22 protein-coding genes are annotated in these 24998 nt (G+C 71.0%); 13 read left to right on the top strand and 9 right to left on the bottom strand.

Features of this window, described 5'->3' with window-relative positions:
- Window positions 1-109: 109 nt before the first annotated feature.
- The 7 genes from ACZ60T_RS30035 (at window position 110) to ACZ60T_RS30005 (ending at window position 10169) form a co-directional block, all read left to right on the top strand.
- A complete protein-coding gene (locus tag ACZ60T_RS30035; RefSeq protein ID WP_469668757.1) occupies window positions 110-1429 on the top strand; it encodes a ubiquitin-like domain-containing protein in 1320 nt (439 codons plus the stop codon).
- A gap of 73 nt (window positions 1430-1502) precedes the next feature.
- Window positions 1503-2414 (top strand): 16S rRNA (adenine(1518)-N(6)/adenine(1519)-N(6))-dimethyltransferase RsmA, encoded by a 912-nt coding sequence (gene rsmA, locus ACZ60T_RS30030; RefSeq protein WP_365624274.1) that lies wholly within the window; start codon window positions 1503-1505, stop codon window positions 2412-2414.
- Window positions 2411-3304, top strand: a complete 894-nt coding sequence (locus tag ACZ60T_RS30025) for a 4-(cytidine 5'-diphospho)-2-C-methyl-D-erythritol kinase (RefSeq protein ID WP_469668756.1) — start codon at window positions 2411-2413, stop codon at window positions 3302-3304. The genes rsmA and ACZ60T_RS30025 overlap by 4 nt, the downstream gene beginning before the upstream one ends.
- Before the next feature lie 129 nt (window positions 3305-3433).
- Window positions 3434-5245 carry an ABC-F family ATP-binding cassette domain-containing protein gene (locus tag ACZ60T_RS30020; RefSeq protein WP_365624270.1) on the top strand — a complete coding sequence of 604 codons (1812 nt, stop codon included), beginning with the start codon at window positions 3434-3436 and terminating at the stop codon, window positions 5243-5245.
- Between the two features lie 253 nt (window positions 5246-5498).
- Entirely contained in the window at window positions 5499-7211 is a 1713-nt protein-coding gene (locus ACZ60T_RS30015; protein ID WP_469668754.1) for an outer membrane protein assembly factor BamB family protein, read from the top strand.
- 61 nt (window positions 7212-7272) lie between these two features.
- Window positions 7273-9237, top strand: a complete 1965-nt coding sequence (locus ACZ60T_RS30010; RefSeq protein ID WP_469668753.1) for an outer membrane protein assembly factor BamB family protein — start codon at window positions 7273-7275, stop codon at window positions 9235-9237.
- Window positions 9238-9482: 245 nt separating this feature from the next.
- A complete protein-coding gene (locus ACZ60T_RS30005; RefSeq protein WP_365624264.1) occupies window positions 9483-10169 on the top strand; it encodes a helix-turn-helix transcriptional regulator in 687 nt (228 codons plus the stop codon).
- A gap of 74 nt (window positions 10170-10243) precedes the next feature.
- On the opposite strand, the gene ACZ60T_RS30000 is transcribed toward ACZ60T_RS30005, so the two are convergent.
- Together ACZ60T_RS30000 and ACZ60T_RS29995 are read right to left on the bottom strand one after the other, a co-directional pair.
- The gene (locus ACZ60T_RS30000) at window positions 10244-10570 is read right to left on the bottom strand and encodes a hypothetical protein (protein WP_469668752.1); all 327 of its coding nucleotides are present in this window, start codon (window positions 10568-10570) and stop codon (window positions 10244-10246) included.
- 20 nt (window positions 10571-10590) lie between these two features.
- Window positions 10591-12270, bottom strand: a complete 1680-nt coding sequence (locus tag ACZ60T_RS29995) for a sodium:solute symporter family protein (RefSeq protein WP_469668750.1) — start codon at window positions 12268-12270, stop codon at window positions 10591-10593.
- A 193-nt stretch (window positions 12271-12463) separates the two neighbouring features.
- Between ACZ60T_RS29995 and galT the strand changes: the two genes are divergently transcribed.
- Genes galT through ACZ60T_RS29980 form a run of 3 tightly spaced genes read left to right on the top strand, consistent with a single transcriptional unit; the run spans window position 12464 to window position 15819 of the window.
- Window positions 12464-13525, top strand: coding sequence for a galactose-1-phosphate uridylyltransferase (gene galT, locus ACZ60T_RS29990; RefSeq protein WP_469668749.1), 1062 nt, complete (start codon window positions 12464-12466; stop codon window positions 13523-13525).
- The gene (gene galE / locus ACZ60T_RS29985) at window positions 13522-14490 is read left to right on the top strand and encodes a UDP-glucose 4-epimerase GalE (RefSeq protein WP_365624256.1); all 969 of its coding nucleotides are present in this window, start codon (window positions 13522-13524) and stop codon (window positions 14488-14490) included. Before galT ends, galE begins: the two co-directional genes overlap by 4 nt.
- Before the next feature lie 3 nt (window positions 14491-14493).
- Window positions 14494-15819, top strand: a complete 1326-nt coding sequence (locus ACZ60T_RS29980; RefSeq protein ID WP_469668748.1) for a galactokinase — start codon at window positions 14494-14496, stop codon at window positions 15817-15819.
- A gap of 34 nt (window positions 15820-15853) precedes the next feature.
- Here the strand turns inward: ACZ60T_RS29980 and ACZ60T_RS29975 are convergent, their stop codons facing one another.
- The 3 genes from ACZ60T_RS29975 to ACZ60T_RS29965 are packed head-to-tail and all read right to left on the bottom strand — an operon-like array spanning window position 15854 to window position 16952.
- Window positions 15854-16159, bottom strand: coding sequence for a hypothetical protein (locus ACZ60T_RS29975; RefSeq protein WP_469668747.1), 306 nt, complete (start codon window positions 16157-16159; stop codon window positions 15854-15856).
- On the bottom strand, window positions 16156-16446 hold the full coding sequence (locus ACZ60T_RS29970; protein ID WP_469668746.1) for a hypothetical protein: 291 nt from the start codon (window positions 16444-16446) through the stop codon (window positions 16156-16158). Before ACZ60T_RS29970 ends, ACZ60T_RS29975 begins: the two co-directional genes overlap by 4 nt.
- Before the next feature lie 50 nt (window positions 16447-16496).
- On the bottom strand, window positions 16497-16952 hold the full coding sequence (locus ACZ60T_RS29965; RefSeq protein WP_365624248.1) for a GNAT family N-acetyltransferase: 456 nt from the start codon (window positions 16950-16952) through the stop codon (window positions 16497-16499).
- Between the two features lie 249 nt (window positions 16953-17201).
- Here ACZ60T_RS29965 and ACZ60T_RS29960 point away from each other — a divergent pair, with 249 nt between their 5' ends.
- Window positions 17202-17963 carry a response regulator transcription factor gene (locus ACZ60T_RS29960; protein WP_365624246.1) on the top strand — a complete coding sequence of 254 codons (762 nt, stop codon included), beginning with the start codon at window positions 17202-17204 and terminating at the stop codon, window positions 17961-17963.
- A 35-nt stretch (window positions 17964-17998) separates the two neighbouring features.
- Here ACZ60T_RS29960 and ACZ60T_RS29955 read toward each other — a convergent pair whose 3' ends face one another.
- Window positions 17999-18496, bottom strand: a complete 498-nt coding sequence (locus ACZ60T_RS29955; RefSeq protein WP_365624244.1) for a MarR family winged helix-turn-helix transcriptional regulator — start codon at window positions 18494-18496, stop codon at window positions 17999-18001.
- Window positions 18497-18652: 156 nt separating this feature from the next.
- Here ACZ60T_RS29955 and ACZ60T_RS29950 point away from each other — a divergent pair, with 156 nt between their 5' ends.
- Window positions 18653-19459 (top strand): trans-aconitate 2-methyltransferase, encoded by an 807-nt coding sequence (locus ACZ60T_RS29950; RefSeq protein ID WP_365624242.1) that lies wholly within the window; start codon window positions 18653-18655, stop codon window positions 19457-19459.
- Between the two features lie 46 nt (window positions 19460-19505).
- Here ACZ60T_RS29950 and ACZ60T_RS29945 read toward each other — a convergent pair whose 3' ends face one another.
- The 3 genes from ACZ60T_RS29945 to ACZ60T_RS29935 all read right to left on the bottom strand — a co-directional run bounded on the left by ACZ60T_RS29945 (window position 19506) and on the right by ACZ60T_RS29935 (window position 21913).
- A complete protein-coding gene (locus ACZ60T_RS29945) occupies window positions 19506-20147 on the bottom strand; it encodes a Uma2 family endonuclease (RefSeq protein ID WP_469668745.1) in 642 nt (213 codons plus the stop codon).
- Between the two features lie 84 nt (window positions 20148-20231).
- Entirely contained in the window at window positions 20232-20906 is a 675-nt protein-coding gene (locus ACZ60T_RS29940; RefSeq protein ID WP_252425230.1) for a TetR/AcrR family transcriptional regulator, read from the bottom strand.
- Window positions 20903-21913, bottom strand: coding sequence for an acyl-CoA desaturase (locus ACZ60T_RS29935; RefSeq protein WP_469668744.1), 1011 nt, complete (start codon window positions 21911-21913; stop codon window positions 20903-20905). The genes ACZ60T_RS29940 and ACZ60T_RS29935 overlap by 4 nt, the downstream gene beginning before the upstream one ends.
- Window positions 21914-22225: 312 nt before the next feature.
- Here ACZ60T_RS29935 and ppc point away from each other — a divergent pair, with 312 nt between their 5' ends.
- A complete protein-coding gene (gene ppc, locus ACZ60T_RS29930; RefSeq protein ID WP_469668743.1) occupies window positions 22226-24958 on the top strand; it encodes a phosphoenolpyruvate carboxylase in 2733 nt (910 codons plus the stop codon).
- Window positions 24959-24998 lie beyond the last annotated feature (40 nt).

Below are 24998 nucleotides of genomic sequence, written 5' to 3'. Positions count from 1 at the left end.
GCGCCGCCGACCGTGTCGCCACACCGACTCACCGCGTTGCTTTGGAGAGTGACGACCAGCCGTTACGTTCTGGTCTCCCTTTCGGACCCCTCTCTCTGGAGCGTGTCGCATGAGCAACCGGCAGCACTCGCCGTACGGGGCGTACGGCCCGATTCCGTCCTACGAGGACCGGGCGTCGTACGGCCACACGTACCTGTACGTGGCCCCGTACCGGCTCCCGTACGAGATGCGGGCGCGCGTGGCGCGTGCCGCGGAACCCCGAGGGCCGGAACCGGCCCCACCCCCCGAGGGGCGCGGCCAGGCCCGGCACGCCGCGCGGCCCCGCAGGGGCACCCTCCCCGACCCGGTGCGCCGCCTGCTCCCGCAGGCCCTGGTGGTCGCCTTCCTCGCCGGAGGTACCACCGCGTTCGTCGCCCAGGACAAGGCCGTCGAGCTGACCGTGGACGACAGCACGCGCACGCTGCACACCTTTGCCGAGGACGTGGGCGAGCTGCTGCTGGAGGAGGGCGTGACGGTGGGCGGGCACGACCTCGTCGTACCCGGCCGCCACACGCGGCTCACGAGCGGGGACGCGGTCGTCGTGCGCTACGGCCGCCCGCTGGACCTCACCCTCGACGGGCAGCGGAGGCGGGTGTGGACGACGGCCACCACGGTCGACGGCGCGCTCCAGGAGCTGGGGGTGCGCGGTGAGGGCGCGTACGTCTCGACCTCGCGCCTGCGGCGGATCGGCCGCGACGGGCTGGCCCTGGACGTGCGCACCGAGCGCACGGTGACGGTCCTGGCGGACGGGCGGGCGCGGACGATCCGTACGAACGCGGCGACCGTCGGCGAGGCCGCCACCCAGGCCGGGGCCGGGCTGCGCGGACAGGACACGACCTCCGTGGCGCCGGGGAGCTTCCCGCGCGAGGGGCAGACGGTGACCGTGCTGCGGGTGTCGCGCGCGAAGAAGGTCCGCGACGAAGCGATCCCGTTCGACGTACGGCGGACGAAGGACCCGTCGCTGCTGAAGGGGACGGAGGTGGTGGCGCGCGCGGGGCGGCCGGGGACGCGCCGGGTGACGTACGTCGTGCGCTCCGTCAACGGCGTCCGGGAGAGACCGCGGCATCTCGACACCGAGATCCTGCGCAGGCCCCGGGCCCAGCTCGTGCGCATCGGCACCAAGCGGCGGCCGGGCGCGGTGTCCGGCGCCGAGGGCCTGAACTGGCGCAAGCTCGCGGCCTGTGAGTCCGGCGGCCGGCCGGACGCGGTGGACCGCTCCGGCACCTACGGCGGCCTCTACCAGTTCGACCGCCGCACCTGGCGCAGCATCGGCGGCACGGGCCGCCCGCAGGACGCCCCGACCGACGAGCAGACCTACCGGGCGAAGAAGCTGTACGTACGCCACGGGCCCACCCCCTGGCCGTACTGCGGACGGCGGCTGTACGGCTGAGCAGGCGCGGGTACGTGTCATCGGAGCGGGGAGGGCGGCCGACCGCCCTCCCCGCGCCCCGTACCCTTGGTCCGTGAGCAGCAGCCCCGCCCCCGACGCCCTCCTGGGCCCCGCCGACGTCCGTGAACTGGCGGCAGCCCTCGGCGTACGCCCCACCAAACAGCGCGGTCAGAACTTCGTCATCGACGCCAACACCGTGCGCCGTATCGTGCGCACCGCCGAGGTGCGGCCCGACGACACCGTGGTGGAGGTGGGCCCGGGGCTCGGGTCCCTGACGCTCGCGCTCCTCGAGGTCGCCGAGCGGGTCACGGCCGTCGAGATCGACGACGTCCTCGCGGCGGCGCTGCCCACGACCATCGCGGCCCGGATGCCCGAGCGCGCCGACCGGTTCACGCTGGTGCACTCCGACGCCATGCAGGTCACGGAGTTGCCGGGCCCCGCGCCCACCGCGCTCGTGGCGAACCTGCCGTACAACGTCGCCGTGCCCGTGCTGCTCCATATGCTCGCCACCTTCCCGAGCATCGAGCGCACCCTCGTCATGGTGCAGGCGGAGGTCGCCGACCGGCTCGCGGCCACCCCCGGGTCCAAGGTCTACGGGGTGCCGTCCGTCAAGGCGAACTGGTACGCCCACGTCAAGCGGGCCGGAGCCATCGGCCGCAATGTCTTCTGGCCCGCGCCGAACGTCGACAGCGGTCTGGTGTCGCTGGTGCGGCGGACCGAGCCGATCGCGACCACGGCCTCCAGGCGCGAGGTCTTCGCCGTCGTCGACGCCGCCTTCGCCCAGCGGCGCAAGACCCTGCGGGCCGCGCTCGCGGGCTGGGCCGGTTCGGCGGCCGCGGCCGAGGAGGCGCTCGTCGCCGCCGGGGTCTCGCCGAAGGCGCGCGGTGAGTCGCTGACCGTGGAAGAGTTCGCGCGTATCGCCGAAGCCGCGCCGCGGTCGCAGACGGCCGCCGCGGCCACGACAGAGGAGCCCGACCACCAGTGAGCGTCACCGTCCGCGTCCCGGCCAAGGTCAACGTCCAGCTCGCGGTGGGCGCCGCCCGCCCCGACGGCTTCCACGACCTCGCCAATGTCTTCCTCGCCGTGGGCCTGTACGACGAGGTCACCGTCACCGAGGCCGACGAGCTGCGTGTGACCTGCTCGGGCCCGTACGCCGACCAGGTCCCGCTGGACCGGACGAACCTGGCCGCCCGCGCGGCCCTCGCGCTCGCCGAACGCCATGGCCGCACCCCCGCCGTGCACGTGCACATCGCCAAGGACATCCCGGTCGCCGGGGGCATGGCGGGCGGCAGCGCCGACGGCGCGGGCGCGCTGCTGGCCTGCGACGCGCTGTGGGGCACGCGCGCCTCCCGTGCGGAACTCCTCGACATCTGCGCCGAGTTGGGCAGCGATGTGCCGTTCAGCCTGGTGGGCGGGGCGGCGCTGGGCACCGGGCGGGGCGAGAAGCTCATGGCGCTGGAGGTCGGCGGGACCTTCCACTGGGTCTTCGCGACGGCCGGGCGGGGGCTGTCCACCCCCGCGGTGTTCCGGGAGTTCGACCGCCTCACCGACGGCGTACGGGTCCCCGAGCCCGTCGCCTCACAGGACGTCCTCGACGCCCTGGCCAAGGGTGATGCCGCGGCGCTCGCGGCGACGGTCTCCAACGACCTCCAGCCGGCCGCGCTCTCCCTGTTCCCGGAGCTGGCACAGACCCTGGCCGAGGGCCGCGCGGCGGGCGCCCTGGCGGTCCTGGTCTCGGGCTCGGGCCCGACGACGGCGTTCCTGGCCCCGGACGCCGAGTCGGCGGACCGGATCGCCCAGACCCTGCTGGCATCCGGTACCTGCCGCTCGGCACGGGTGGCACAGTCCCCGGCACCGGGCGCGACGGTGCTCTGACCGGCGGCTTCGGAGCTGGTCGAGGGCGGTCAGGGCGATGTCGATGCCGTGACGAACCTCACGCGCCCCGTCCCCTTACCCGGAGGGCCTACGCTTGAAGGCTGATCGATCCTTCCGGGCAGGAGTGAAATGGCCGTCAACCTGGTCAATGTCGAGAACGTGAGCAAGGTGTACGGCACGCGTGCCCTGCTCGACGGTGTCTCGCTCGGCGTGTCCGAAGGGGACCGCATCGGGGTCGTCGGGCGCAACGGCGACGGCAAGACCACCCTGATCCGTATGCTCGCCAAGCTGGAGGAGGCCGACACCGGCCGCGTCACCCACTCCGGGGGGCTGCGCCTCGGCGTCCTCACCCAGCACGACTCCCTCGACTCGGCCGCCACCGTCCGCCATGAGGTCATCCGGGACATGGCCGACCACGAGTGGGCGGGCAACGCCAAGATCCGGGACGTGCTCACCGGGCTGTTCGGCGGGCTCGACATGCCCGGCTTCCCCAAGGGGCTCGACACCGTCATCGGCCCCCTCTCGGGTGGCGAGCGCCGCCGTATCGCCCTCGCCAAGCTGCTCATCGCCGACCCGGACCTGATCGTCCTCGACGAGCCCACCAACCACCTCGACGTCGAGGGCATCGCCTGGCTCGCGCAGCACCTGCGCGAGCGGCGCTCCGCGCTCGTGTGCGTCACCCACGACCGGTGGTTCCTCGACCAGGTCTGCACGCGGATGTGGGACGTCCAGCGCGGTGTGGTCCACGAGTACGAGGGCGGCTACTCCGACTACGTCTTCGCCCGCGCCGAGCGCGAGCGCATCGCCGCCACCGAAGAGGCCAAGCGGCAGAACCTGGTCCGCAAGGAACTGGCCTGGCTGCGGCGCGGCGCCCCCGCGCGTACGTCCAAGCCCCGCTTCCGCGTCGAGGCCGCCAACGAACTCATCAAGGACGTGCCGCCGCCCCGGGACAGCAGCGAGCTGATGAAGTTCGCCTCCTCGCGGCTCGGCAGGACCGTCTTCGACCTCGAGAACGTCACCGTCCAGGCCGGGCCCAAGGTGCTCCTCGAGCACGTCACCTGGCATCTGGGCCCCGGCGACCGGATCGGCCTCGTCGGTGTGAACGGCGCGGGCAAGACCTCCCTGCTGCGGGCCATGGCCGAGGCCGCGCGCAGCGAGGGGGAGCGGCAGCCCGTCGGCGGCCGGATCGTCACCGGCAAGACCGTCAAGCTCGCCTATCTCTCGCAGGAGGTCGCCGAACTCGACCCCGACTGGCGGGTCCTGGAGGCCGTGCAGCACGTGCGCGAACGCGTCGACCTCGGCAAGGGGCGCGAGATGACCGCCGGTCAGCTCTGCGAGACCTTCGGCTTCACCAAGGAGAAGCAATGGACGCCGGTGGGCGACCTGTCCGGCGGTGAGCGCCGTCGGCTGCAACTGCTGCGCCTGCTCATGGACGAGCCCAACGTCCTCTTCCTCGACGAGCCCACCAACGACCTCGACATCGAGACCCTCACCCAGCTCGAGGACCTCCTCGACGGCTGGCCCGGCTCGATGATCGTGATCTCCCACGACCGGTTCTTCGTCGAGCGCACCACGGACCGGGTCTTCGCCCTCCTCGGCGACGGCACCCTGCGGATGCTGCCCCGCGGTATCGACGAGTACCTGGAGCGGCGTCACCGGATGGAGGAGACCGCCGCCGCGGCCACCCCCGCCGCCGCCGTGCCCGCGGCGGACAAGCCCGGTGTCTCCGCCGCCGACGCCCGCGCCGCCAAGAAGGAACTCCAGCGGATCGAGCGCCAGTTGGACAAGCTCTCCGCGCGGGAGACCAAGCTCCACGAGCAGATCGCCGAGAACGCCACGGACTTCGAGAAGGTGGCCAAAATGGACGCCGAGCTGCGTGAACTCGTCGGCGAGCGCGAGGAACTGGAACTGCGCTGGCTCGAACTCGCCGACGCCGCCTGAGGGTTCGGCGCGACGCGTCCGCTCCGGGCCGCGTGAACGGCTCGTGAAGTCGCGTGAAGGTGCGCGAAGTCGCGTAACGAGGGCATCACAGGCCGGTCCTCCCTTGGGAACAGGGGGAGGACCGGCCCCCTGTTCGAAGGGTTCCCAGTGATAGAAAGAGCCGTCTGAGAAGAATCTTGACGTACCGCCGGTGTGGCGGAAGCCGAGCACCACGGGCGTGGCGACACATCAGTCACAGAGGGGGAACGCGCTGATGACCCAGCCGCCGAACCAGCCACCGCAGGGCGGCTTCGGAGCACCACAGAATCCACCGCAGCAACCGCCGCAGTCCGGCCCGTACGCCCAGCCCGGCCCCTACGGTCAGCAGCCCGGCCCGTACCACACGCCCCAACCAGGCCCGTACGCCCCGCAGTCCGGCCCCTACGCCACGGCCGCCCCTCAGCCCGGCTACGGCTACCCGCAGCAACAGCAGCCGCAGCCGCCCCAGTTCCCCGGCGCGCCCACCCCGCCCCCCGGCGGCGGCTCCAAGAACCCCTTCAAGGGCAGGCCCGTGCTGGTCGTGGCCGCCGCGGCAGCCGCGCTGGCCGTCATAGGCGGGACGGTGTACGCCGTCAGTTCGGGCGACGACGAGGACAAGAAGCCGCCCGTCGCCGAGAAGAGCAAGGACCCCCAGCCGACCGCCACGTCCTCCGTGCCCGTCAACCCGGGTGACGGCGGCGGCGACGGCCGCAAGGAGACCAGGGACCTCAACGAGGGCCGCAAGCCGGGCGAGGACAAGGTCCTCTGGTTCAAGCAGGCACCGGCCGCGCCCGGTTCGGGCGCCGACGCCCCCGGTATGTGGATCACCGGCAAGACGGCGGTGAAGGCCGCCTACAAGCAGGTCTTCGCCTACGACGTCGACGGCGGCGCCCCGACCTGGGAGCCGATCACCCTCCCGCAGAAGATATGCGCCGTCACCGCGCAGAAGACCGACGACGACAAGGTCGTCGTCGCCTACATGAGCGGCATCAGCGACCGGGCCAAGTGCAACCAGCTCCAGGAGATCGACCTCGACACGGGGAAGAAGGGCTGGAGCATGAAGGTCGACGACGGCGACCTGTTCGACGACACACTGAACCTCGGCCTCACCCTCACCGGCAAGACCCTGGTGGTCGCCCGCGCCCAGTCCGGCATCGCCTTCGACGTCGACAGCGGCAAGAAGCTGTGGGAGAAGTCCACGTACGGCGCCTCCTGCTACCCGAAGTCGTTCGCGGGCGGCAGCAGGCTGATATCCGTCTCCTCCTGCGCGGTGACGACCGCCAAGGAGCACGACGAGCTCCAGGAGCTCGACCCCGCGACCGGCCGGGCCAAGTGGACGAAGAAGATCCCCAAGGGCTGGAAGGTCGCGCACACCTATTCCCTGAACCCGCTCGTCCTCCACCTCACCAACGAGGACGAGAACAAGTGGAACATCTCCGCGTTCAAGAACAACAGCCCGACGGTGCGCTCCCAGCTCGATGTGAAGGAGTCCTTCGCACCCGAGTGCGACTGGGCCCTCTCCGACAGCGACCTCCAGGGCTGCACGGGCGTCGTGGCGGACGTGAACACCGTCTATCTGCCGACCGAGGCGAAGAAGGGCCCCAACGAGGTCGTCGCGGTCAGCCTCGAGAGCGGCAAGGAGCGGTGGCGGGTGAAGTCCCCCGGGGACGCGGCGATGCTCCCGCTGAAGATGGACGGCACCCGTCTCATCGCCTATGTCGGGGCGTCGTCCGGCACCGGCGGCCAGGTCATCTCCATCGAGACCAACGGCAGCAACCACAGCCCGGCCACGGTGCTGCGCAACCCGTCGAGCGCCGCCGCGATCGAGCGGGGCTTCTACGACAAGGCGATCGACTACGTGGACGGGCGCTTCTACATCTCCGCGACGCATCTGTCGGGCAGCGGCGAGGAGTCCAAGGAGAAGCTGATGCTCGCCTACGGCAAGTGAGCCGGCTCCTGACGCCGCTGTCCCCATTCACCACTCTCCCGTTCTTCGAGGTACCCACGCCATGAGTCAGCCGCCTCCACCCCCGAACCAGCCGCCGTCGGGCGGTTCCGGCGCCCCCCAGGACCAGCCGCCGAAGGGCTTCGGCGCCCCGCAGAGCCCGCCCCCGGGCGGCTTCGGCGCGCCGCAGAGCCCCCCGTCGGGTGGCTTCGGTGCCCCGCAGAGCCCGCCGCCGGGCGGTTTCGGCGCGCCCCAGACGCCGCCCCCGCCGCAGACGGCCCCCCAGACGCCCCCGCCGCCCGCGCAGGGTCCGGGCTACGGCTACCCGCAGCCGCAGACGCCGCCGCAGGCACCCCCGCAGACGCCCCCGCCCGCGCAGGGCCCGGGGTACGGCTACCCGCAGCCGCCGACCGCGCCGCAGCAGGCGTACGGACACCCGCAGACGCCGCCCGGCTATCCGCAGCAGCAGCCGGGTTACGGCTTCCCGCAGCCGCCGACCATGCCCATGCAGCCGCAGGGCCCCCAGGGCGGTGGCCGCAAGGGCCCGAGCACGCAGGCGTGGATCATCGTCGCGGCGGTCACGGCCATCGCGCTGATCGTCGGCGGCGGGGTCTTGTACGCGAAGGGCAGCGGCGACGACCACAAGGACGAGACCCAGACGAGCAACAGCAAGGGGAAGGGCAAGGGCGGCAAGGGCGAGAAGGGCGGCGGGACGGGCAAGGCCGGCGCGACCATCGGCTACGCCGGATCCGGCGGCACCGGCACCGAGGCCAAGGAGAAGGTGCCGGCCAGCACCAGCGCCAAGGTCCTCTTCCAGGTGCCCGGCCCCGAGATCAAGGACCGGGACCAGATCGACAGCGTCCAGGGCTCCTGGGTCAGCGGCTCGGTCTTCGCCAAGGCCGCCGTCGGCAAGATCGTCGGCTATGACGCGGACACCGGCGCGACCAAGTGGACGCTGCCGCTGCCCGGCCAGACCTGCGCGGGCTCGGGCCAGATCACGTCCACCGGTATCGCCGCGGTGGTGAGCGAGGCGGGCCCGCGGCCGGGCAGCCGCGAGCACCAGCCCTGTAGCAAGATCACGGCCTTCGAGGTCGCCACCGGCAAGAAGCTGTGGACCAAGTCGGTCGAGTCCAACGGCACCCCGGTCACCTTCGGCGAGCTGGAGATCAGCGGCGACACGCTCGCCCTCGGCGGCGGCTTCTCGTACGGCGGCGCCGCCCTCGACATCACCACCGGCAAGGTCCTGTGGGCGCCCAAGGTCGGCGCGTGCACGGACGTCGGCTACGCGGGCGGCGACCAGCTCGTCGCGGTGCGCAAGTGCGGTGACTACGGCAACGAGACGTACGAGGTCCAGCTCCTCGACCCGACGACGGGCAAGGACAAGTGGAGCTACAAGCTCCCCCAGGGCATCGACAACGCCAAGGTGATCTCCACCGACCCCGTCGTCTTCGGCATCGACGCGGGCGACATCACCACCTCCGGTGTCACCGACGTCTTCGCGCTGGACGACGAGGGCAAGCTGCGCAGCAAGATCGTGCTGGAGGACGGCAAGTACGAGCACGACTGCGAGGTCAGCAAGGTCCACCAGTGCCACGCGATCGCGGTCGGCAACGACAAGCTGTACGTGCCGACCAAGGAGCACGACGGCAAGGCCGACTACAGCCAGACCAACGAGATCATCTCGTTCTCGCTGGCCACCGGGAAGACGACCGGTGAGCGGATCGACGCGGGCGACGACTACGAGATGTGGCCGATCCGTATGGACGGCGGGAACCTCATCGCGTACAAGGACGGTCCGTACGACAAGGGCTCCCAGGTCGTCTCGATCGACGGCAAGTCGCTGAAGGAGACGATGCTGCTGGAGACCCCGTCCTCCGAGGCGGTGCACAGCGCGATCAGCTCCATGGTGCCGAAGAGCTCCGAGATGCTGTACACCGACGGGCGGCTGTTCTTCGGCCAGGACCTGGTCAGCAAGCCGTGGTCGGCGCGCGACAAGTCGTACACGGCGCTCGCCTTCGGCGCGAAGTAGCGCGTAGCGCGCGGTGTGAAAGGCCTCGCTCCCGTTCGGGGGCGGGGCCTTTCGCGTACCTCTCATCAGGCACGATGGGCGGAATTTCGGGAATCCGAGGTGGTTCTCCGGCGGAGGGGCAGCGCGACGTCCTACGAGCGTGTAGCTTCCGGGGGCATGAAGGGCGGGGGTGCGCCGGGAGCGTCTGCCCGTGCGGATCCGTGGGCATCCATAAGGGCATCCATGGGGGGACTGGGGGTTGCTCGATGGGAGTGCGGCTCATGGTGGTCGACGACCACCGACTGCTCGCCGAGGCGCTGGCCTCGGCGTTGAAGCTACGCGGGCACCGGGTGCTCGCCGCGGCGGCACCCGTCGCGGGCGCGGCGGACGTGGTGATCACCAGAGCGCCCGAGGTGTGCCTGCTGGGTACGGCGGCGCCCGCCGAGCCGGGGGTCTTCGACCCGGTGGTGCGCATCAAGCGGGAGCGCCCGCAGGTGGCGGTGCTGGTCCTCGGGCCGGTGCCGAACCCCCGCGGGATCGCGGCGGCGTTCGCGGCGGGCGCCTCGGGCTATGTGCGCCACGACGAGCGCATCGAGGGCGTCGAACGGGCGATCATGAAGGCGCGGGCGGGGGAGACGGCCGTGGCGCCGCAACTGCTGCAGGGCGCGTTCAGCGAGCTGCTGAACCCGGCGGCGCAGCCGGACGACGAGGGCCAGCGGCTGCTGCGGATGCTCACCCCGCGCGAGGTGGAGGTCCTGGTGCGGGTCGCGGACGGCGAGGACACCCGGCTGATCGCGGCCGGGATGGGCATCGCCCCGTCGACGGCCCGTACCCATGTGCAGCGGGTCCTGATGAAGCTGGGCGTGGGCTCCAGGCTGGAGGCGGCGGCCCTGGCCGCCCGCACGGGCCTGCTGGACCGCGCGAGCCCACCGCGCCACGCCGAGCAGTACTGAGCAGTGCTGAGCCCCGTACCCCCGGTGCGGCGGGGTACGGGGCTCGGGCCCGTAAGGCCTGTGCGGCAGGTCCGTCAGGGCGTCGGCTTCTCGCCGTCCGCCGGGGCGTCGGCGTCGGCGTCCGCGGTCGGCGGTGTCGTCGGGCGCAGCTTCAGCCAGACGAGGAAGAACAGGCCGAGCAGCAGCATGCCCAGGCCGGTCCACAGGTTGATGTTGACGCCCACCGCCTTGTCGATCGCGGCGTCGGAGGCCATGAGGCCCGCGATCGTCACGATGACGCCGTAGAGGACGAACAGGCCCCCGATGACGCGGCGGATGTCGAAGAGCCGGGCGGCGGTCGCCGACTTGGTCTCCAGCTCGGTGACTTCGCGCTGGACCTCGTGCTCGGAGTACTCGGACATGGTCTATCGATCCTCCGGCGTCAGAACGAGAACGGGATGTAGCAGGCGGCGGCCAGGACGACCGCACCCCAGCCGAGCAGGGCGGGCTTGCGGTACCAGGCGTCGTCACCGGCGGACGGCGGTTCGGCCATGCCGGGCGACCGCGTGCCGTAGACCAGGCCCTGGAGTTCCGCCGTCGGCTTCGGCTCGGTGAACAGCGAGACGGCGACCATGACCACCGCACCGGCGACGAATCCGGCGATCGCCGAGACGAAGTTGGCGCCCTGGTCGGTGGGGATGTCGATGATCCCCTGCTTGTAGATCACGAAGTAGTTCACCATCGCCGCGGTGGTACCGGCGAGCAGGCCCCAGAAGCCGGACTTCATGGACGCGCGCTTCCAGAACATGCCGATGATGAAGACCACGAACATCGGGACGTTGAAGAACGAGAAGAGCGTCTGGAGGTAGCTCATGATGTTCGAGAACGACGACGCGAGGAACGCGGTGCCCATCGACGCGAGCACGCCGACCGCGGTGATGAGCCGGCCGAAGCGCACGTAGTACGAGTCCTCGCGGTCCTTGGCCACGTACTTCGCCCAGATGTCCGTGGTGAACACGGTGTTGAAGGACGAGATGTTGGCCGCCATACCGGCCATGAACGCGGCGAGCAGACCGGTCACGGCGATGCCGAGCACGCCGTTGGGCAGCAGCTCCTGCATCAGATACGGGATCGCGTCGTTGTACTGGAGGCCCGAGGCGGACGTGCCGATCTTCGGGACCAGGACGGCGGCGGCCAGGCCCGGGATCATCACCAGGAAGACGATGAAGATCTTCGGGAAGGCAGCGATCAGCGGGGTCCGCTTGGCGGCGGAGAGGTTCTTCGCGGACAGGGCGCGCTGCACCTCGGCGAAGTTGGTCGTCCAGTAGCCGAAGGACAGCACGAAGCCGAGGCCGAGGACGATCGTCAGCCAGTTGGCGCCCAGTGGATTGGCGCTGCCGATGCCGGTGCCGCCCCACGCGGTGACGAAGTCGTCCCCGTGGCTCTTGGCGAGGGAGTCGGTCAGACCGTCCCAGCCGCCGACCTTCTTCAGGCTGAGGACCGTGATCGGGATGAGGGCCGCCAGGATCACGAAGAACTGGAGCACCTCGTTGTAGATCGCGGACGACAGACCACCGAAGGTGATGTACGCGAGCACGAAGAACCCGGCGACGATGATCGCCACCCACTGCGGCCAGCCCAGCAGCGCCTCGACGACGAGCGCGAGGGCGTAGAGGTTCACGCCGGCGACCAGGATCGCGGCGAAGGCGAACAGGATCGAACTCAGCAGGTGTGCTGACTTGTCGAAGCGCAGCAGCAGGAACTCGGGGACCGAGCGGACCTTGGAGCCGTAGTAGAACGGCATCATCACGAGGCCGAGGAAGACCATGGCCGGGATCGCGCCGATCCAGTACCAGTGCACGGTGTAGGCGCCGTACTGGGCGCTGTTGGCGGCCATGCCGAGGATCTCGGTGGCGGCCAGGTTGGCCGAGATGAACGCCAGGCCCGTGATCCACGCCGGGAGCGAGCGCCCGGAGAGGAAGAAGTCCAGGCTGGTCTTCACGGAGCGGCGGGCGGCGAAGCCGATGCCGAGGACGACGGCGAAGTAGATCCCGAGGATCGCGTAATCGAGGCCGTTCGTCGGCAACCGCAGCGCCGATGCCAGAGAGGTGGGGGTCTGCATGAGTACTCGCTTCGTTGCGTGAACCGTCGGAGCGGAATCTACGCGCCCGTGTTCGATATTCAAACACGATCCGTCGTGACCTTTGTTCGATTGTGATGTTGACGGTCGAGATATGTTGTGTTTGGGTGTGTTGGCTTATGTTTGAAGCGTGACGCGGTTCGCGGGCCCGACCGCAGGAGAAAGGTGAGGTGTGGTGAAGAAGACCTCGACCAAGCTGGCCGACGGTCGTGAGCTCATCTACTACGACCTGCGCGACGACGCCGTACGCGACGCGGCCGACCGCAGGCCGCTGGAGCGGACCCTCACGACCTCCGAGATCCGCCACGACGCGCTGCTCGGCGACCGGGTCGCCATCGCCTCGCACCGCCAGGGCCGTACGTATCTCCCGCCGGCCGACCAGTGCCCCCTGTGCCCCTCGCAGGGAGAGCGGCTGAGCGAGATCCCGGACTCCGCCTACGACGTGGTGGTCTTCGAGAACCGCTTCCCCTCACTGGCGGGCGACGCCGGTCGCTGCGAGGTCGTGTGCTTCACCTCCGACCACCAGGCGTCCTTCGCCGACCTGACCGAGGAACAGGCCGCGCTGGTCCTGGCCGCCTGGACCGACCGCACCGCGGAACTGTCCGCGCTCCCCGCCGTCGAGCAGGTCTTCTGCTTCGAGAACCGCGGCCAGGAGATCGGCGTGACCCTCGGCCACCCCCACGGCCAGATCTACGCCTACCCCTTCACCACCCCGCGCACCGCGCTGATGCTCCGCTCGCTCGCCGCCCACAAGGAGACGACCGGCGGGGAGAACCTCTTCGACGCGGTCCTGCGCCGCGAACTCACCGACGAGCGGGTCGTCCTGGAGAGTGAACACTGGGTGGCGTTCGTGCCGTACGCGGCGCACTGGCCGTACGAGGTCCACCTCTACCCGCGCCGCCGCGTCCCCGACCTGCTCGCCCTCGACGACGCGGCCCGCGCCGAGTTCCCCGCCGTCTACCTGGAGCTTCTGCGGCGCTTCGACCGGATCTTCGGCGCGGGCGAACCTCCCACGCCGTACATCGCCGCCTGGCACCAGGCCCCGTTCGGGCAGCTCGCGGAGTTCGACGGCGTCACCCGCGACGACTTCGCGCTCCACCTCGAGCTTTTCACCATCCGCCGCACTTCCGGCAAGCTGAAGTTCCTCGCGGGTTCCGAATCCGGCATGAACGTGTTCATCAACGACGTGCCGCCGGAAGCCGCGGCTCGGCGACTGCGAGAGGTAGCGAGTTCATGAGTGCGAAGTACCTGGTCACGGGCGGCGCGGGCTATGTGGGCAGCGTGGTCGCGCGGCATCTGCTGGAGGCGGGTCACGAGGTCGTCGTCCTCGACAACCTCTCCACCGGCTTCCGCGCGGGTGTCCCCGAGGGCGCGTCCTTCATCGAGGGCGACATCCGCGACGCCGCCAAGTGGCTGGACGCCTCGTTCGACGCCGTGCTGCACTTCGCCGCGTTCTCGCAGGTCGGCGAGTCGGTCGTCAAGCCCGAGAAGTACTGGGAGAACAACGTCGGCGGCACGATGGCGCTGCTGGCCGCGATGCGCGAGGCGGGCGTGCGCAGGCTCGTCTTCTCCTCCACCGCGGCGACCTACGGCGAGCCGGTCCACACCCCGATCACCGAGACCGACCCGACCGCGCCGACCTCCCCGTACGGCGCCTCCAAGCTCGCCGTCGACCACATGATCACCGGCGAGGCGACGGCGCACGGCCTGGCCGCGGTCTCGCTGCGCTACTTCAACGTGGCGGGCGCGTACGGCAGTTGCGGCGAGCGGCACGACCCCGAGTCCCATCTCATCCCGCTCGTCCTCCAGGTCGCGCAGGGCCGACGCGAGGCGATCTCGGTCTTCGGCGACGACTACCCGACGCCGGACGGCACCTGCGTCCGCGACTACATCCACGTCGCGGACCTGGCCGAGGCGCACCTGCTGGCGCTGACCGCCGCCCGGCCCGGCGAGCATCTGATCTGCAACCTCGGCAACGGCAACGGCTTCTCCGTGCGCGAGGTCATCGAGACCGTGCGGAAGGTCACCGGGCATCCGATCCCGGAGGTCGTCGCCCCGCGCCGCGGCGGTGACCCGGCGGTCCTGGTCGCCTCCGCGGCCACGGCCCACGAGCGGCTCGGCTGGCGCCCCTCGCGGGCGGACCTCGCCGAAATCGTCGCGGACGCCTGGGAGTTCACGCAGCATCTCGCGAAGGAGCGGTAGACGGTGGCAGAGCGGGTCCGCGAAGGCTTCACGCGGCTGTACGGCACGGCCCCCGAAGGCGTCTGGGCGGCGCCGGGCCGGGTCAACCTCATCGGCGAGTACACGGACTTCAACGAGGGCTTCGTGATGCCGCTCGCCCTGCCGCACACCGCGGTCGCGGCGGTCTCGCGCCGCGGCGACGGCGTGCTGCGCCTGCACTCGGCGGACATCGAGGGCCCGGTCGTCGAACTGCGCGTGGACGAGCTGGGGCCTGCCTGGAGTTGCCCGTCGTTCGCCCGGAGGGCGGGCGTCGCGGCGTCTGGTGCGGTGCCTCGCAAGGCGGAGGGTCGTCCGCGTACTGGGCGTACGCGGGCGATCCCGACAACGCGGCGAGGTGCCGTGCCAGGCGGTGCGACGCAGGCGGGCAACTCCAGGCAGGCCCCTGGCCCGCTGACCGACACGAGTTGGGCCGCGTACCCGGCGGGTGTCGTCTGGGCGTTGTGCCAGGCCGGGCACGCGATCACCGGCGCGGACCTCCACCTCTCCTCGACGGTGCCGACGGGCGCGGGTCTGTCGTCGTCGGCGGCCCTTGAAGTGGTCACCGCGCTGGCCCTGAACGACCTGTACGACCTCGGTCTCACCCGCCCCGAACTGGCCCGGCTCGCCCAGCGCGCGGAGAACGACTTCGTCGGCGTGCCGTGCGGCGTCATGGACCAGACGGCCTCGGCGTGCTGCGTCGACGGCCATGCGCTGCATCTCGACTGCCGGGACCTGTCGATCCGCCAGGTCCCCTTCGACCTGGCCGCGCGGGGCCTCGCGCTCCTGGTGGTCGACACCCGCGTGAAGCACGCGCTGGGCGACGGGGCGTACGCCGAGCGGCGCGCGGGCTGCGAGGAGGGCGCACGGCAACTCGGCGTCTCCCATCTGCGGGACGTGCCGTACGAGGACCTGGACGCGGCGCTCGCCCGCCTGTCCGACGAGCGCGTGCGCCGCTACGTACGGCATGTCGTCCGCGACGACCATCGCGTGCGGCGGGTCATCGAGCTGCTGGACGCGGGCGAGGTCCGCGCGATCGGCCCGGTGCTGACCGAGGGGCATGCCTCCCTGCGGGACGATCTGCGCATCTCCTGCCCCGAGTTGGACCTCGTGGTGGACACGGCGAACGCGTCCGGCGCGCTCGGCGCCCGCATGACGGGCGGCGGCTTCGGCGGCTCGGCCGTCGTGCTGGCGGAGGCCTCCGCCACGGACACGATCACCAAGGCGATCGAGGAGGCCTTCACCACGGCGGGCTTCACGACACCCCGGGTGTTCCCGGCGATCCCCTCGGCGGGGGCCCGTCGGCTGAGCTGAGACGGCGCGGCGTCGAACGGCGGCGGCGCCGCTGTCAGACGTCGCCGCCCGCGAAGCGCACGGGGGAGACGAGCGCGATGCGGATCAGGCCGGGCTCGGGCGGCGGGGCGTCGTAGACGTAGGTGACGGTGAGCGCCGGTCGCGCGTGCGTCCCTTCGAGGCGGGTCGTGTAGAGCTTCATGCCCCCGACAGCGCTGCGGGCTCGCCGCCCCAGCGTCGGGTTCTTCTCCAGCTCGGCACGTAGCGCCTCGACGGCTTCGAGGGAACCTCCTCCGATGGCCGCACAGCGGCTGCGCGCCTCACGCGTGATCTCGGCGATGGCCGGCTGTTCCTCGGTCACCGGTTGTTCCCCCGGGCCGCGCGGATCTCCGCGACGGCCGCGGCGACAGCGGAGTCGAACTCGGGATCCCGGCGGGTGATGATCCGGCCGCGGAACTCCTCCACCAGGCGGACCACACCGGAGAGGTCAGCGGGGTCGGCGTGGTTGATCTCCCGGGCCAACTCGGCCTCGAAATCGTCGGCGTCGCCGGGGAAGCCGTACCCCATGGTGAGTGCGGCACGGAGCTCGCCGATGGTGCGCATGGGGGGAAGGCCGGGGGTGCCGGACTCTGCCGGGTGTGCGGTCATGGCGGCCTGGCTCCTTTCACGGTGAGGTCTCACGGTACCGCCGGATCACCTCACCGCAGGCGCTTCGTCAGGATGTACTCCGTGATCCCCGGCGGGTAGTCCGGGATCACGGACACCGCCTCGTAGCCCTGCTTCCTGTAGAACTCCGGGGCCTGGAAGTCCCAGGTCTCCACGCGTGCGGCCAGGCAGTCGCGCTCCGTGCGCGCGACGCGCTCCGCCTCGGCGAGCAGGCGCGTGCCGAGGCCCGTTCCCCGATGGGGTGCGTCCACCCACAGATACGTGACGTGCAGCCACTCCGCCCAGGTGTGACAGACCACCCCGCCCGCCAGTTCGCCCGCCGCGTCCAACGCCCAGACATGGAGCGGAACTTCGCGTTCGCGAGGGGTTCCGCGCAACGCGCGCAGCTCCGGTGACGCCGCCGTGTTCGTGTCGAGCAGCCGGGAGTGGAGCAGATCCCGCCGTTCCTTGTCGACTTCTGTCTCTATCCGAAACATGTGGCTCACCATAAACGGGTCAGTCCATCAGTTCTGCAAATTTCCTTCCGCTCCCGGCTCGCGGCCCTACGCTGTGAGGAGCACCGGTGGGGGCCGGTGCCGATCAGGGGGCGAGACAGTCGGGTACGACGCCCGGGGTGGGGGTACCAGTTCCAGCGCGGCGGCGGCCGTGCGGCTGTGTCGCCCCGTCCCAGGTGACCAACCGGGGGCGCACCGGGCGCCGTACCCGCGCCGGCCGTCCCCCGAGCAGTGGGGGTTTCAGTGGTGCGTATCCGAGTCCTGGTCGTCGACGACCACCGCATCTTCGCCGAGTCGCTCGCCGCCGCCCTGGCCGCCGAGCCCGATGTGGACGTGTCCGCGGCCGGGAGCGGCCCGGCCGCGCTGCGCTGTCTGGAGCGGGCGGCGTCGGAAGGCCGCGGCTTCGACGTGATGCTCGTGGACGCGGACCTCGGGGGCCATGTCCCCGGCCCGCGCCCGGCGGTTCCCGTCCAGGCGGGCAACGAGGACGGGCTGGTCGACGGCATCTCGCTCGTCGCCGGGGTGCGCACCGGGCAGCCGGGCGTGCGTACCGTCGTCCTCGCCGAGAAGGACGATCCGCGCCGCGCGGCCCTCGCGTTGCAGGCGGGCGCCTCGGGCTGGGTCGCCAAGGACTGCTCGCTCTCCCGGCTGCTCACGGTCATCCGGGGCGTGCTGCGGGAGGAGACCCACCTTCCGCCCGCGCTGCTCACCGGGGTGCTGCGCGAACTGACCGCGGCCCGTAAGCACCGCACCGAGAGCGAGCGGCTGGTGGAGTCCCTGACGCCGCGGGAGCGGGAGGTGCTGCGCTGCATGGTCGCCGGGCTCGGCCGGAAGGCCGTGGCCGAGCGGCTGTTCCTCTCTCCGCACACCGTCCGCACGCATATGCAGAACGTGCTCGGCAAGCTGGGCGTCCACTCCACGCTCGCCGCCGTCGCCCTCGCCCGCCGCGCCGGGATCGGCCCGGCCGACCTGGCAGCCGGACAGGCGACCCTCGCTTCGTCGTGACGCGCGCTTCGTCGTGACCCGCCCCGACGGATGCGCTAGCTGGGGATGTTGTCGAACGGTGCCGTCAACTGCCGTAGCAGCGCGGCCAGTTCACCACGCTGGGCCGGGCTCAGCTCCGAGAGGATCGCGCGTTCCTGTGTCAGCAGCCCGGAGAGCGCCTGGTCCGCCCGGTCCTGGCCTTCCTCGGTGAGACGCACCAGGACGCCCCGGCGGTCGCTCGGGTCCGGAAGCCGTTCGACCAGGCCCTTCTTCGCCAGGCGGTCGATACGGTTCGTCATCGTGCCGGAGGTGACCAGCGTCTGTGTCAGCAGTTGGCCGGGGGAGAGCTGGTAGGGGCTGCCGGCCCGCCGCAGCGCGGTGAGGACGTCGAACTCCCAGGGCTCCAGGCTGTGCTCGGAGAACGCCAGTCGGCGCGCGCGATCCAGATGCCGGGCCAGCCTGCTGACCCGGCTGAGCACCTCGAGTGGTTCCACGTCGAGGTCCGGGCGCTCCCGGCGCCACGCTGCGACCAGCCGATCGACCTCGTCCTCCATGGCGATCAGTGTAGTGGTTGTGTCGACATGAAGTCTCTTGACGTGCAGTCTCTTGATATCAACTCTCTTGACGTAGAGATACTTGGGGTGTGAGGCTGGACCCACCGAGGCCGCGCCGCGGACCCGACATCCGGTGATTACGAGGAGGACCCACCCATGGCTGCCACTCCGACCTGGGACCCCGGTCAGTACCTGCGCCACGCGGACCACCGCGCGCGCCCCTTCCTCGACCTGCTCGCCCGCGTCCCCGAGCTGCCCGGCGACCGGCCCCGCATCGCCGACCTCGGCTGCGGCCCCGGCAATGTCACCACCCTGCTGGCCGACCGCTGGCCCACCGCGCACATCACCGGTTACGACAACTCTCCCGAGATGCTCGACGCGGCCCACACCCACCACGAGGGCCGGACCGCGGGTGGTGGCCGCCTCGACTTCGCCGACGCCGACGTCCGTACCTGGACGCCGTCCGTGCCGCACGACCTGATCTTCAGCAACGCCACCCTGCACTGGGCGCCCGGCCACGCCGACCGCTTCCCCGACTGGATCGCGGGCCTCGCCCCCGGCGGCACGTTCGCCTTCCAGGTCCCCGCGAACTTCGACTCCCCGAGCCATCTGCTGATGCGGGACCTGGCGGAATCGGCCCGCTGGAAGGACCGCCTCGGACACACCCTGGTCCACGACGACGCGGTCCTCAGCCCCGAGGCGTATGTGGCGCGCCTGGTCGAGCTCGGCTGCACGGCCGATGTCTGGGAGACGACGTATCTGCATCTGCTGCAGGGCGAGGACCCGGTCCTCGACTGGGTGAAGGGCACCGGACTGCGCCCGGTCCTCACCGAACTGGGCGACGACGCGGAGGAGTTCGTCGCCGAGTACCGGGCGGTCCTGCGCGAGGCGTACCCGTCGACCCCGCACGGCACGGTGTACCCGTTCCGCCGCATCTTCGCCGTGGCGACGAAGCGGCGCTGAGCGATGCTGAGCGCCGTCGACCACGTCCAGCTCCACCTGGGCGGTCCTAGAGCGCTTTGAGCGCCTCCAACGTGATGTCGATGTCGATGGCGTACGGCACGGAGATGTCGAGCTTGTCGTGGTGGATACCGGTCAGCGCGTACGTCTTGCCGACCGGGTCGAGCTCGTAGGTCCTGACCACCGGGTGCTGGTCGCCCTCAGCCATCTCGACCAGCCAGAAGCAGGGGATACCCGCCGCGGCGTACTTGCGCGGCTTGGTGTCGTGATCGCGGGCTTCGGAGTCGGGGGAGACGACCTCGATGACGAGGACCACGTCCTCGGCCTGGAACCTCGTCTGATCGAGGCCGGTGACGGCTTCCGCGCGGACGATGCTGATGTCCGGTTCCGGGCCGTTGCGGCGGTCCAGGACAACGGTCATCTCCCGTTCGACGCTGAAGCTCCCCGGAACCGTCGACTGCAGGCCGTTCACCAGGAGTTGCATCATCTTGTTGTGGAAACGCCGCTGCGGACTCACGAAGACCAGGCTCCCGTCGATCAACTCGGTGTGCGGCGGGAGGTCCGGCAGGGTGAACAGGTCGTCCACGGTGTATCCGCCGGGCGGCGGCACAGGCCAACGGGTGCCGGGCTCGTCGGCGGGCTCGGGGGTCGGCTCGGCGATCGGCTCGGCTGTCATGGTGATCCCTCCCATGAACGGGATTCTGGGCCTGTATGCCCACGGTAGCCGCGGGAACGCATGAGCGTCATCACAACGGGTGACCGGGCGGGCGCGCCCTCAGTTCTTGCGGTGGCCTATCAGGCGCGGCTTCGGCTCCAGGCCGTCCAGGCCGTGCCACGCGAGGTTCACCAGGTGCGCGGCGACCTCGGCCTTCTTCGGGCGGCGTACGTCCAGCCACCACTGGCCCGTCAGCGCGACCATGCCGACCAGCGCCTGGGCGTACAGCGGGGCGAGCTTCGGGTCGAAGCCGCGGCTCTTGAACTCGCGGCCCAGGATGTCCTCCACCTGGGTGGCGATGTCCGAGATCAGCGACGCGAAGGACCCCGTCGACTGCGGGATCGGGGAGTCGCGGACCAGGATGCGGAAGCCGTCCGTGTACTCCTCGATGTAGTCCAGGAGAGCGAAGGCCGCCTGTTCGCACAGCTCACGCGGGTGCCCGGCGGTGAGCGAGCCGGTCACCATGTCCAGCAGGCGCCGCATCTCGCGGTCCACCACGACGGCGTACAGCCCCTCCTTGCCGCCGAAGTGCTCGTAGACCACCGGCTTGGACACCCCGGCCTTCGCCGCGATCTCCTCCACCGACGTGGCCTCGAAGCCCTTGGCGGCGAACAGTGTCCGGCCGATCTCCAGCAACTGCTGGCGGCGCTCCGCACCGGTCATCCGGGTACGGCGGGTGCGCCGCGGCTTCTCGCTGCTGGGGGTACTCGAGTCGGTCGCCACACCGTCCATCATGCCGCGTCGGCGCCGACCTTCCCGCGCCGGGAGCCCTTCGGGTCCGCGCTGCGACGGGAATCGATACGCGAGCGTGACGGCCAGCGCACGTCGTACGCCCATCCGAACCGCTCGAAGACGCGGATGAACCGCGCCGAGGAGTCCAGTTGGCCGCGCTCCACGCCGTGCCGCGCCGACGTCGGGTCCGCGTGGTGCAGGTTGTGCCACGACTCGCCGCACGACAGCACGGCCAGCCACCACACGTTCCCGGAGCGGTCCCGCGACTTGAACGGCCGCTTGCCCACCGCGTGGCAGATCGAGTTGATCGACCAGGTCACGTGGTGCAGCAACGCCACCCGGACGAGGGACCCCCAGAACAGCGCCGTGACCGCGCCCCACCAGGACATCGTCACCAGCCCGCCGATCAGCGGCGGCAGCAGCAGGGAGACCACGGTCCACAGGACGAACTGGCGGGAGATCATCCGCAGGTCCCGGTCCTTGATCAGGTCCGGCGCGTACTTGTCCTGCGGTGTCTGCTCCTCGTCGAACATCCAGCCGATATGGGCCCACCACAGGCCCTTCAGCAGCGCGGGAACCGTCTCGCCGTACCGCCACGGGGAGTGCGGATCGCCCTCCGCGTCCGAGAACTTGTGGTGCTTGCGGTGGTCGGCCACCCAGCGCACCAGGGGGCCTTCGACGGCCATCGACCCGGCGATCGCCAGCGCGACCTTCAAGGGCCGCTTGGCCTTGAAGGAACCGTGCGTGAAGTGGCGGTGGAAGCCGATCGTGATGCCGTGGCAGCCCAGGAAGTAGAAGAAGACCAGCAGGCCCACATCGAGCCAGCTCACCCCCCAGCCCCACGCCAGCGGCACCGCCGCGACGAGCGCCAGGAACGGGACGGTGATGAACAGCAGGAGAGTGATCTGCTCGAGCGAGCGCTTCTGCTCGCCGCCCAGCGTGGCGGAGGGCAGGGAAGTGCCCCTGGGCGCCTTGTCGGCGTCTTCGGACACATCGGAGCGCGTGGTCATGGGCGTCCCCTGTGGGGTCGAGGGTCGTGGCCGGGGGCGCAGGCACGGGCCGGGAACTCCCGGGATCGAACGATCGGACGAGAGACCCTACGGGTCCGTAACCTACGGAGTCGTAAGTATGGCAGCGCGCCGCCCGGCGGCAAGAGCCCGTGAGCCTGCGCGAACAGGCGGCGACCTATCCTGGGAAGCGGTCGGACAGCGCGGTCCGCTCTGTTTACTTCCCGGATGCCCGTTCCGTATGCGGCACCCCCCGTGCACGGCACCCGTCCGGGCCCCTCCCGGAGAGCTTCCCCACTGCAAGGAGCCGTACCTGTGAGCAGTGCCGACGACCAGACCACGACGACCAGCAGTGCGTTGCGCGCCGACATCCGCCGATTGGGTGACCTGCTCGGTGAGACTCTCGTCCGGCAGGAGGGACCCGAACTCCTGGAACTGGTCGAGCGGGTCCGCCGGCTGACCCGCGAGGACGGGGAGGCCGCCGCCGAACTGCTGCGTGGTACCGAACTGGAGACCGCGGCCAAGCTGGTCCGTGCCTTCTCCACCTACTTCCATCTGGCGAACGTCACCGAGCAGGTGCACCGCGGGCGCGAACTGCGCGCCAAGCGCGCCGCCGAGGGCGGTCTCATCGCCCGGACGGCCGACCGGCTCAAGGACGCCGACCCCGAACACCTGCACGAGAGCGTCCGGAACCTCAACGTGCGCCCGGTGTTCACGGCGCACCCCACCGAGGCCGCCCGCCGCTCCGTCCTCAACAAGCTCCGGCGCATCGCCGAACTCCTGGAGATGCCCGTCCTCCAGAGCGACCGGCGCCGCCACGACATCCGCCTGGCGGAGAACATCGACCTCGTCTGGCAGACCGACGAACTGCGCGTCACCCGCCCCGAACCCGCCGACGAGGCCCGCAACGCCGTCTACTACCTGGACGAACTGCACGCCGGTGCCGTCGGCGACGTCCTGGAGGACCTCACCGCGGAACTGGAACGCGTCGGCGTCAAGGTGCCCGACGAGACCCGCCCGCTCACCTTCGGCACCTGGATCGGCGGCGACCGCGACGGCAACCCCAACGTCACCCCCGAGGTCACCTGGGAGGTGCTGATCCTCCAGCACGAGCACGGTATCAACGACGCGCTGGAGATGATCGACGAACTGCGCGGCCTGCTCTCCCCGTCGATCCGCTACACCGGCGCCACCGAGGACCTCCTGCGCTCCCTCCAGGCCGACCTCGACCTGCTGCCCGAGATCAGCCCCCGCTACAAGCGCCTCAACGCCGAGGAGCCGTACCGGCTCAAGGCCACCTGCGTGCGCCAGAAGCTGCTCAACACCAAGGAGCGCCTGGCCAGAAGCACCCAGCACGAACCGGGCCGGGACTACCTCGGCACCCGCGAACTGCTGCACGACCTGCGCATCATCCAGACCTCGCTGCGCGCCCACCGCGGCGGCCTGTTCGCCGACGGCCGCCTGGCCCGCACCATCCGCACGCTCGCCGCCTTCGGCCTCCAGCTCGCCACCATGGACGTCCGCGAGCACGCCGACGCCCACCACCACGCCCTCGGCCAGCTCTTCGACCGGCTCGGCGAGGAGTCCTGGCGCTACGACGACATGCCGCGCGCGTACCGGCACAAGCTGCTGGCCAAGGAGCTGCGCTCCCGGCGCCCGCTCGCCCCCACCCCGGCCCCGCTGGACACGGCCGGTGCCAGGACCCTCGGCGTGTTCGAGACGGTCAAGCGGGCCATGGAGGCCTTCGGGCCCGAGGTCATCGAGTCGTACATCATCTCCATGTGCCAGGGCGCGGACGACGTGTTCGCCGCCGCCGTCCTCGCCCGCGAGGCCGGTCTCGTCGACCTGCACGCCGGCTGGGCGAAGATCGGCATCGTGCCGCTCCTGGAGACCACCGACGAGCTGAAGGCCGCCGACACGATCCTGGAGGACATGCTCGCCGACCCCTCCTACCGCCGTCTGGTCGCGCTGCGCGGCGATGTGCAGGAGGTCATGCTCGGCTACAGCGACTCCTCCAAGTTCGGCGGCATCACCACCTCGCAGTGGGAGATCCACCGCGCCCAGCGCCGCCTGCGCGACGTCGCCCACCGCTACGGCGTACGCCTGCGCCTCTTCCACGGCCGCGGCGGCACCGTCGGCCGCGGCGGCGGCCCCACCCACGACGCCATCCTCGCCCAGCCCTGGGGCACCCTGGAGGGCGAGATCAAGGTGACCGAACAGGGCGAGGTCATCTCCGACAAGTACCTCATCCCGTCGCTGGCCCGGGAGAACCTGGAACTCACCGTCGCCGCCACCCTCCAGGCCTCCGCGCTGCACACCGCCCCCCGCCAGTCCGACGAGGCGCTGGCCCGCTGGGACGCCGCGATGGACCTCGTCTCCGACGCCGCCCACGACGCCTACCGCAAGCTGGTCGAGGACCCCGACCTGCCCGCGTACTTCTTCGCCTCCACCCCGGTCGACCAGCTCGCCGATCTCCACCTCGGCTCCCGGCCCTCCCGGCGCCCCGACTCCGGCGCGGGCCTCGACGGCCTGCGCGCCATCCCCTGGGTCTTCGGCTGGACGCAGTCCCGGCAGATCGTGCCCGGCTGGTACGGCGTCGGCTCCGGCCTCAAGGCGCTGCACGAGGCCGGACTCGACAGCGTCCTCGCCGAGATGCACGAACAGTGGCACTTCTTCCGCAACTTCATCTCCAACGTCGAGATGACCCTGGCCAAGACGGACCTGCGGATCGCCCGCCACTACGTCGACACCCTCGTCCCCGACGACCTCCGGCACGTCTTCACCGCCATCGAGGCCGAACACGACCTGACCGTCCGTCAGATCCTGCGGGTGACCGGCGAGAAGGAACTGCTCGACCACAACCCCGTCCTGAAGCAGACCTTCGCCATCCGCGACGCCTACCTCGACCCGATCTCCTACCTCCAGGTCGCCCTGCTGGGCCGCCAGCGCGAAGCGGCGGCCACGGGCACCGAAGCCGACCCGCTGCTGTCCCGAGCCCTGCTGCTGACCGTCAACGGCGTGGCCGCGGGCCTGCGCAACACCGGCTGACCGAGGCCTCCGCGCGACGGTGCCCCCGTACTCGAAGGAG

The sequence above is a fragment of the Streptomyces sp. NPDC104371 genome (genome assembly GCF_055583785.1).
This window is presented reverse-complemented; position numbering and strand designations above follow the sequence as displayed.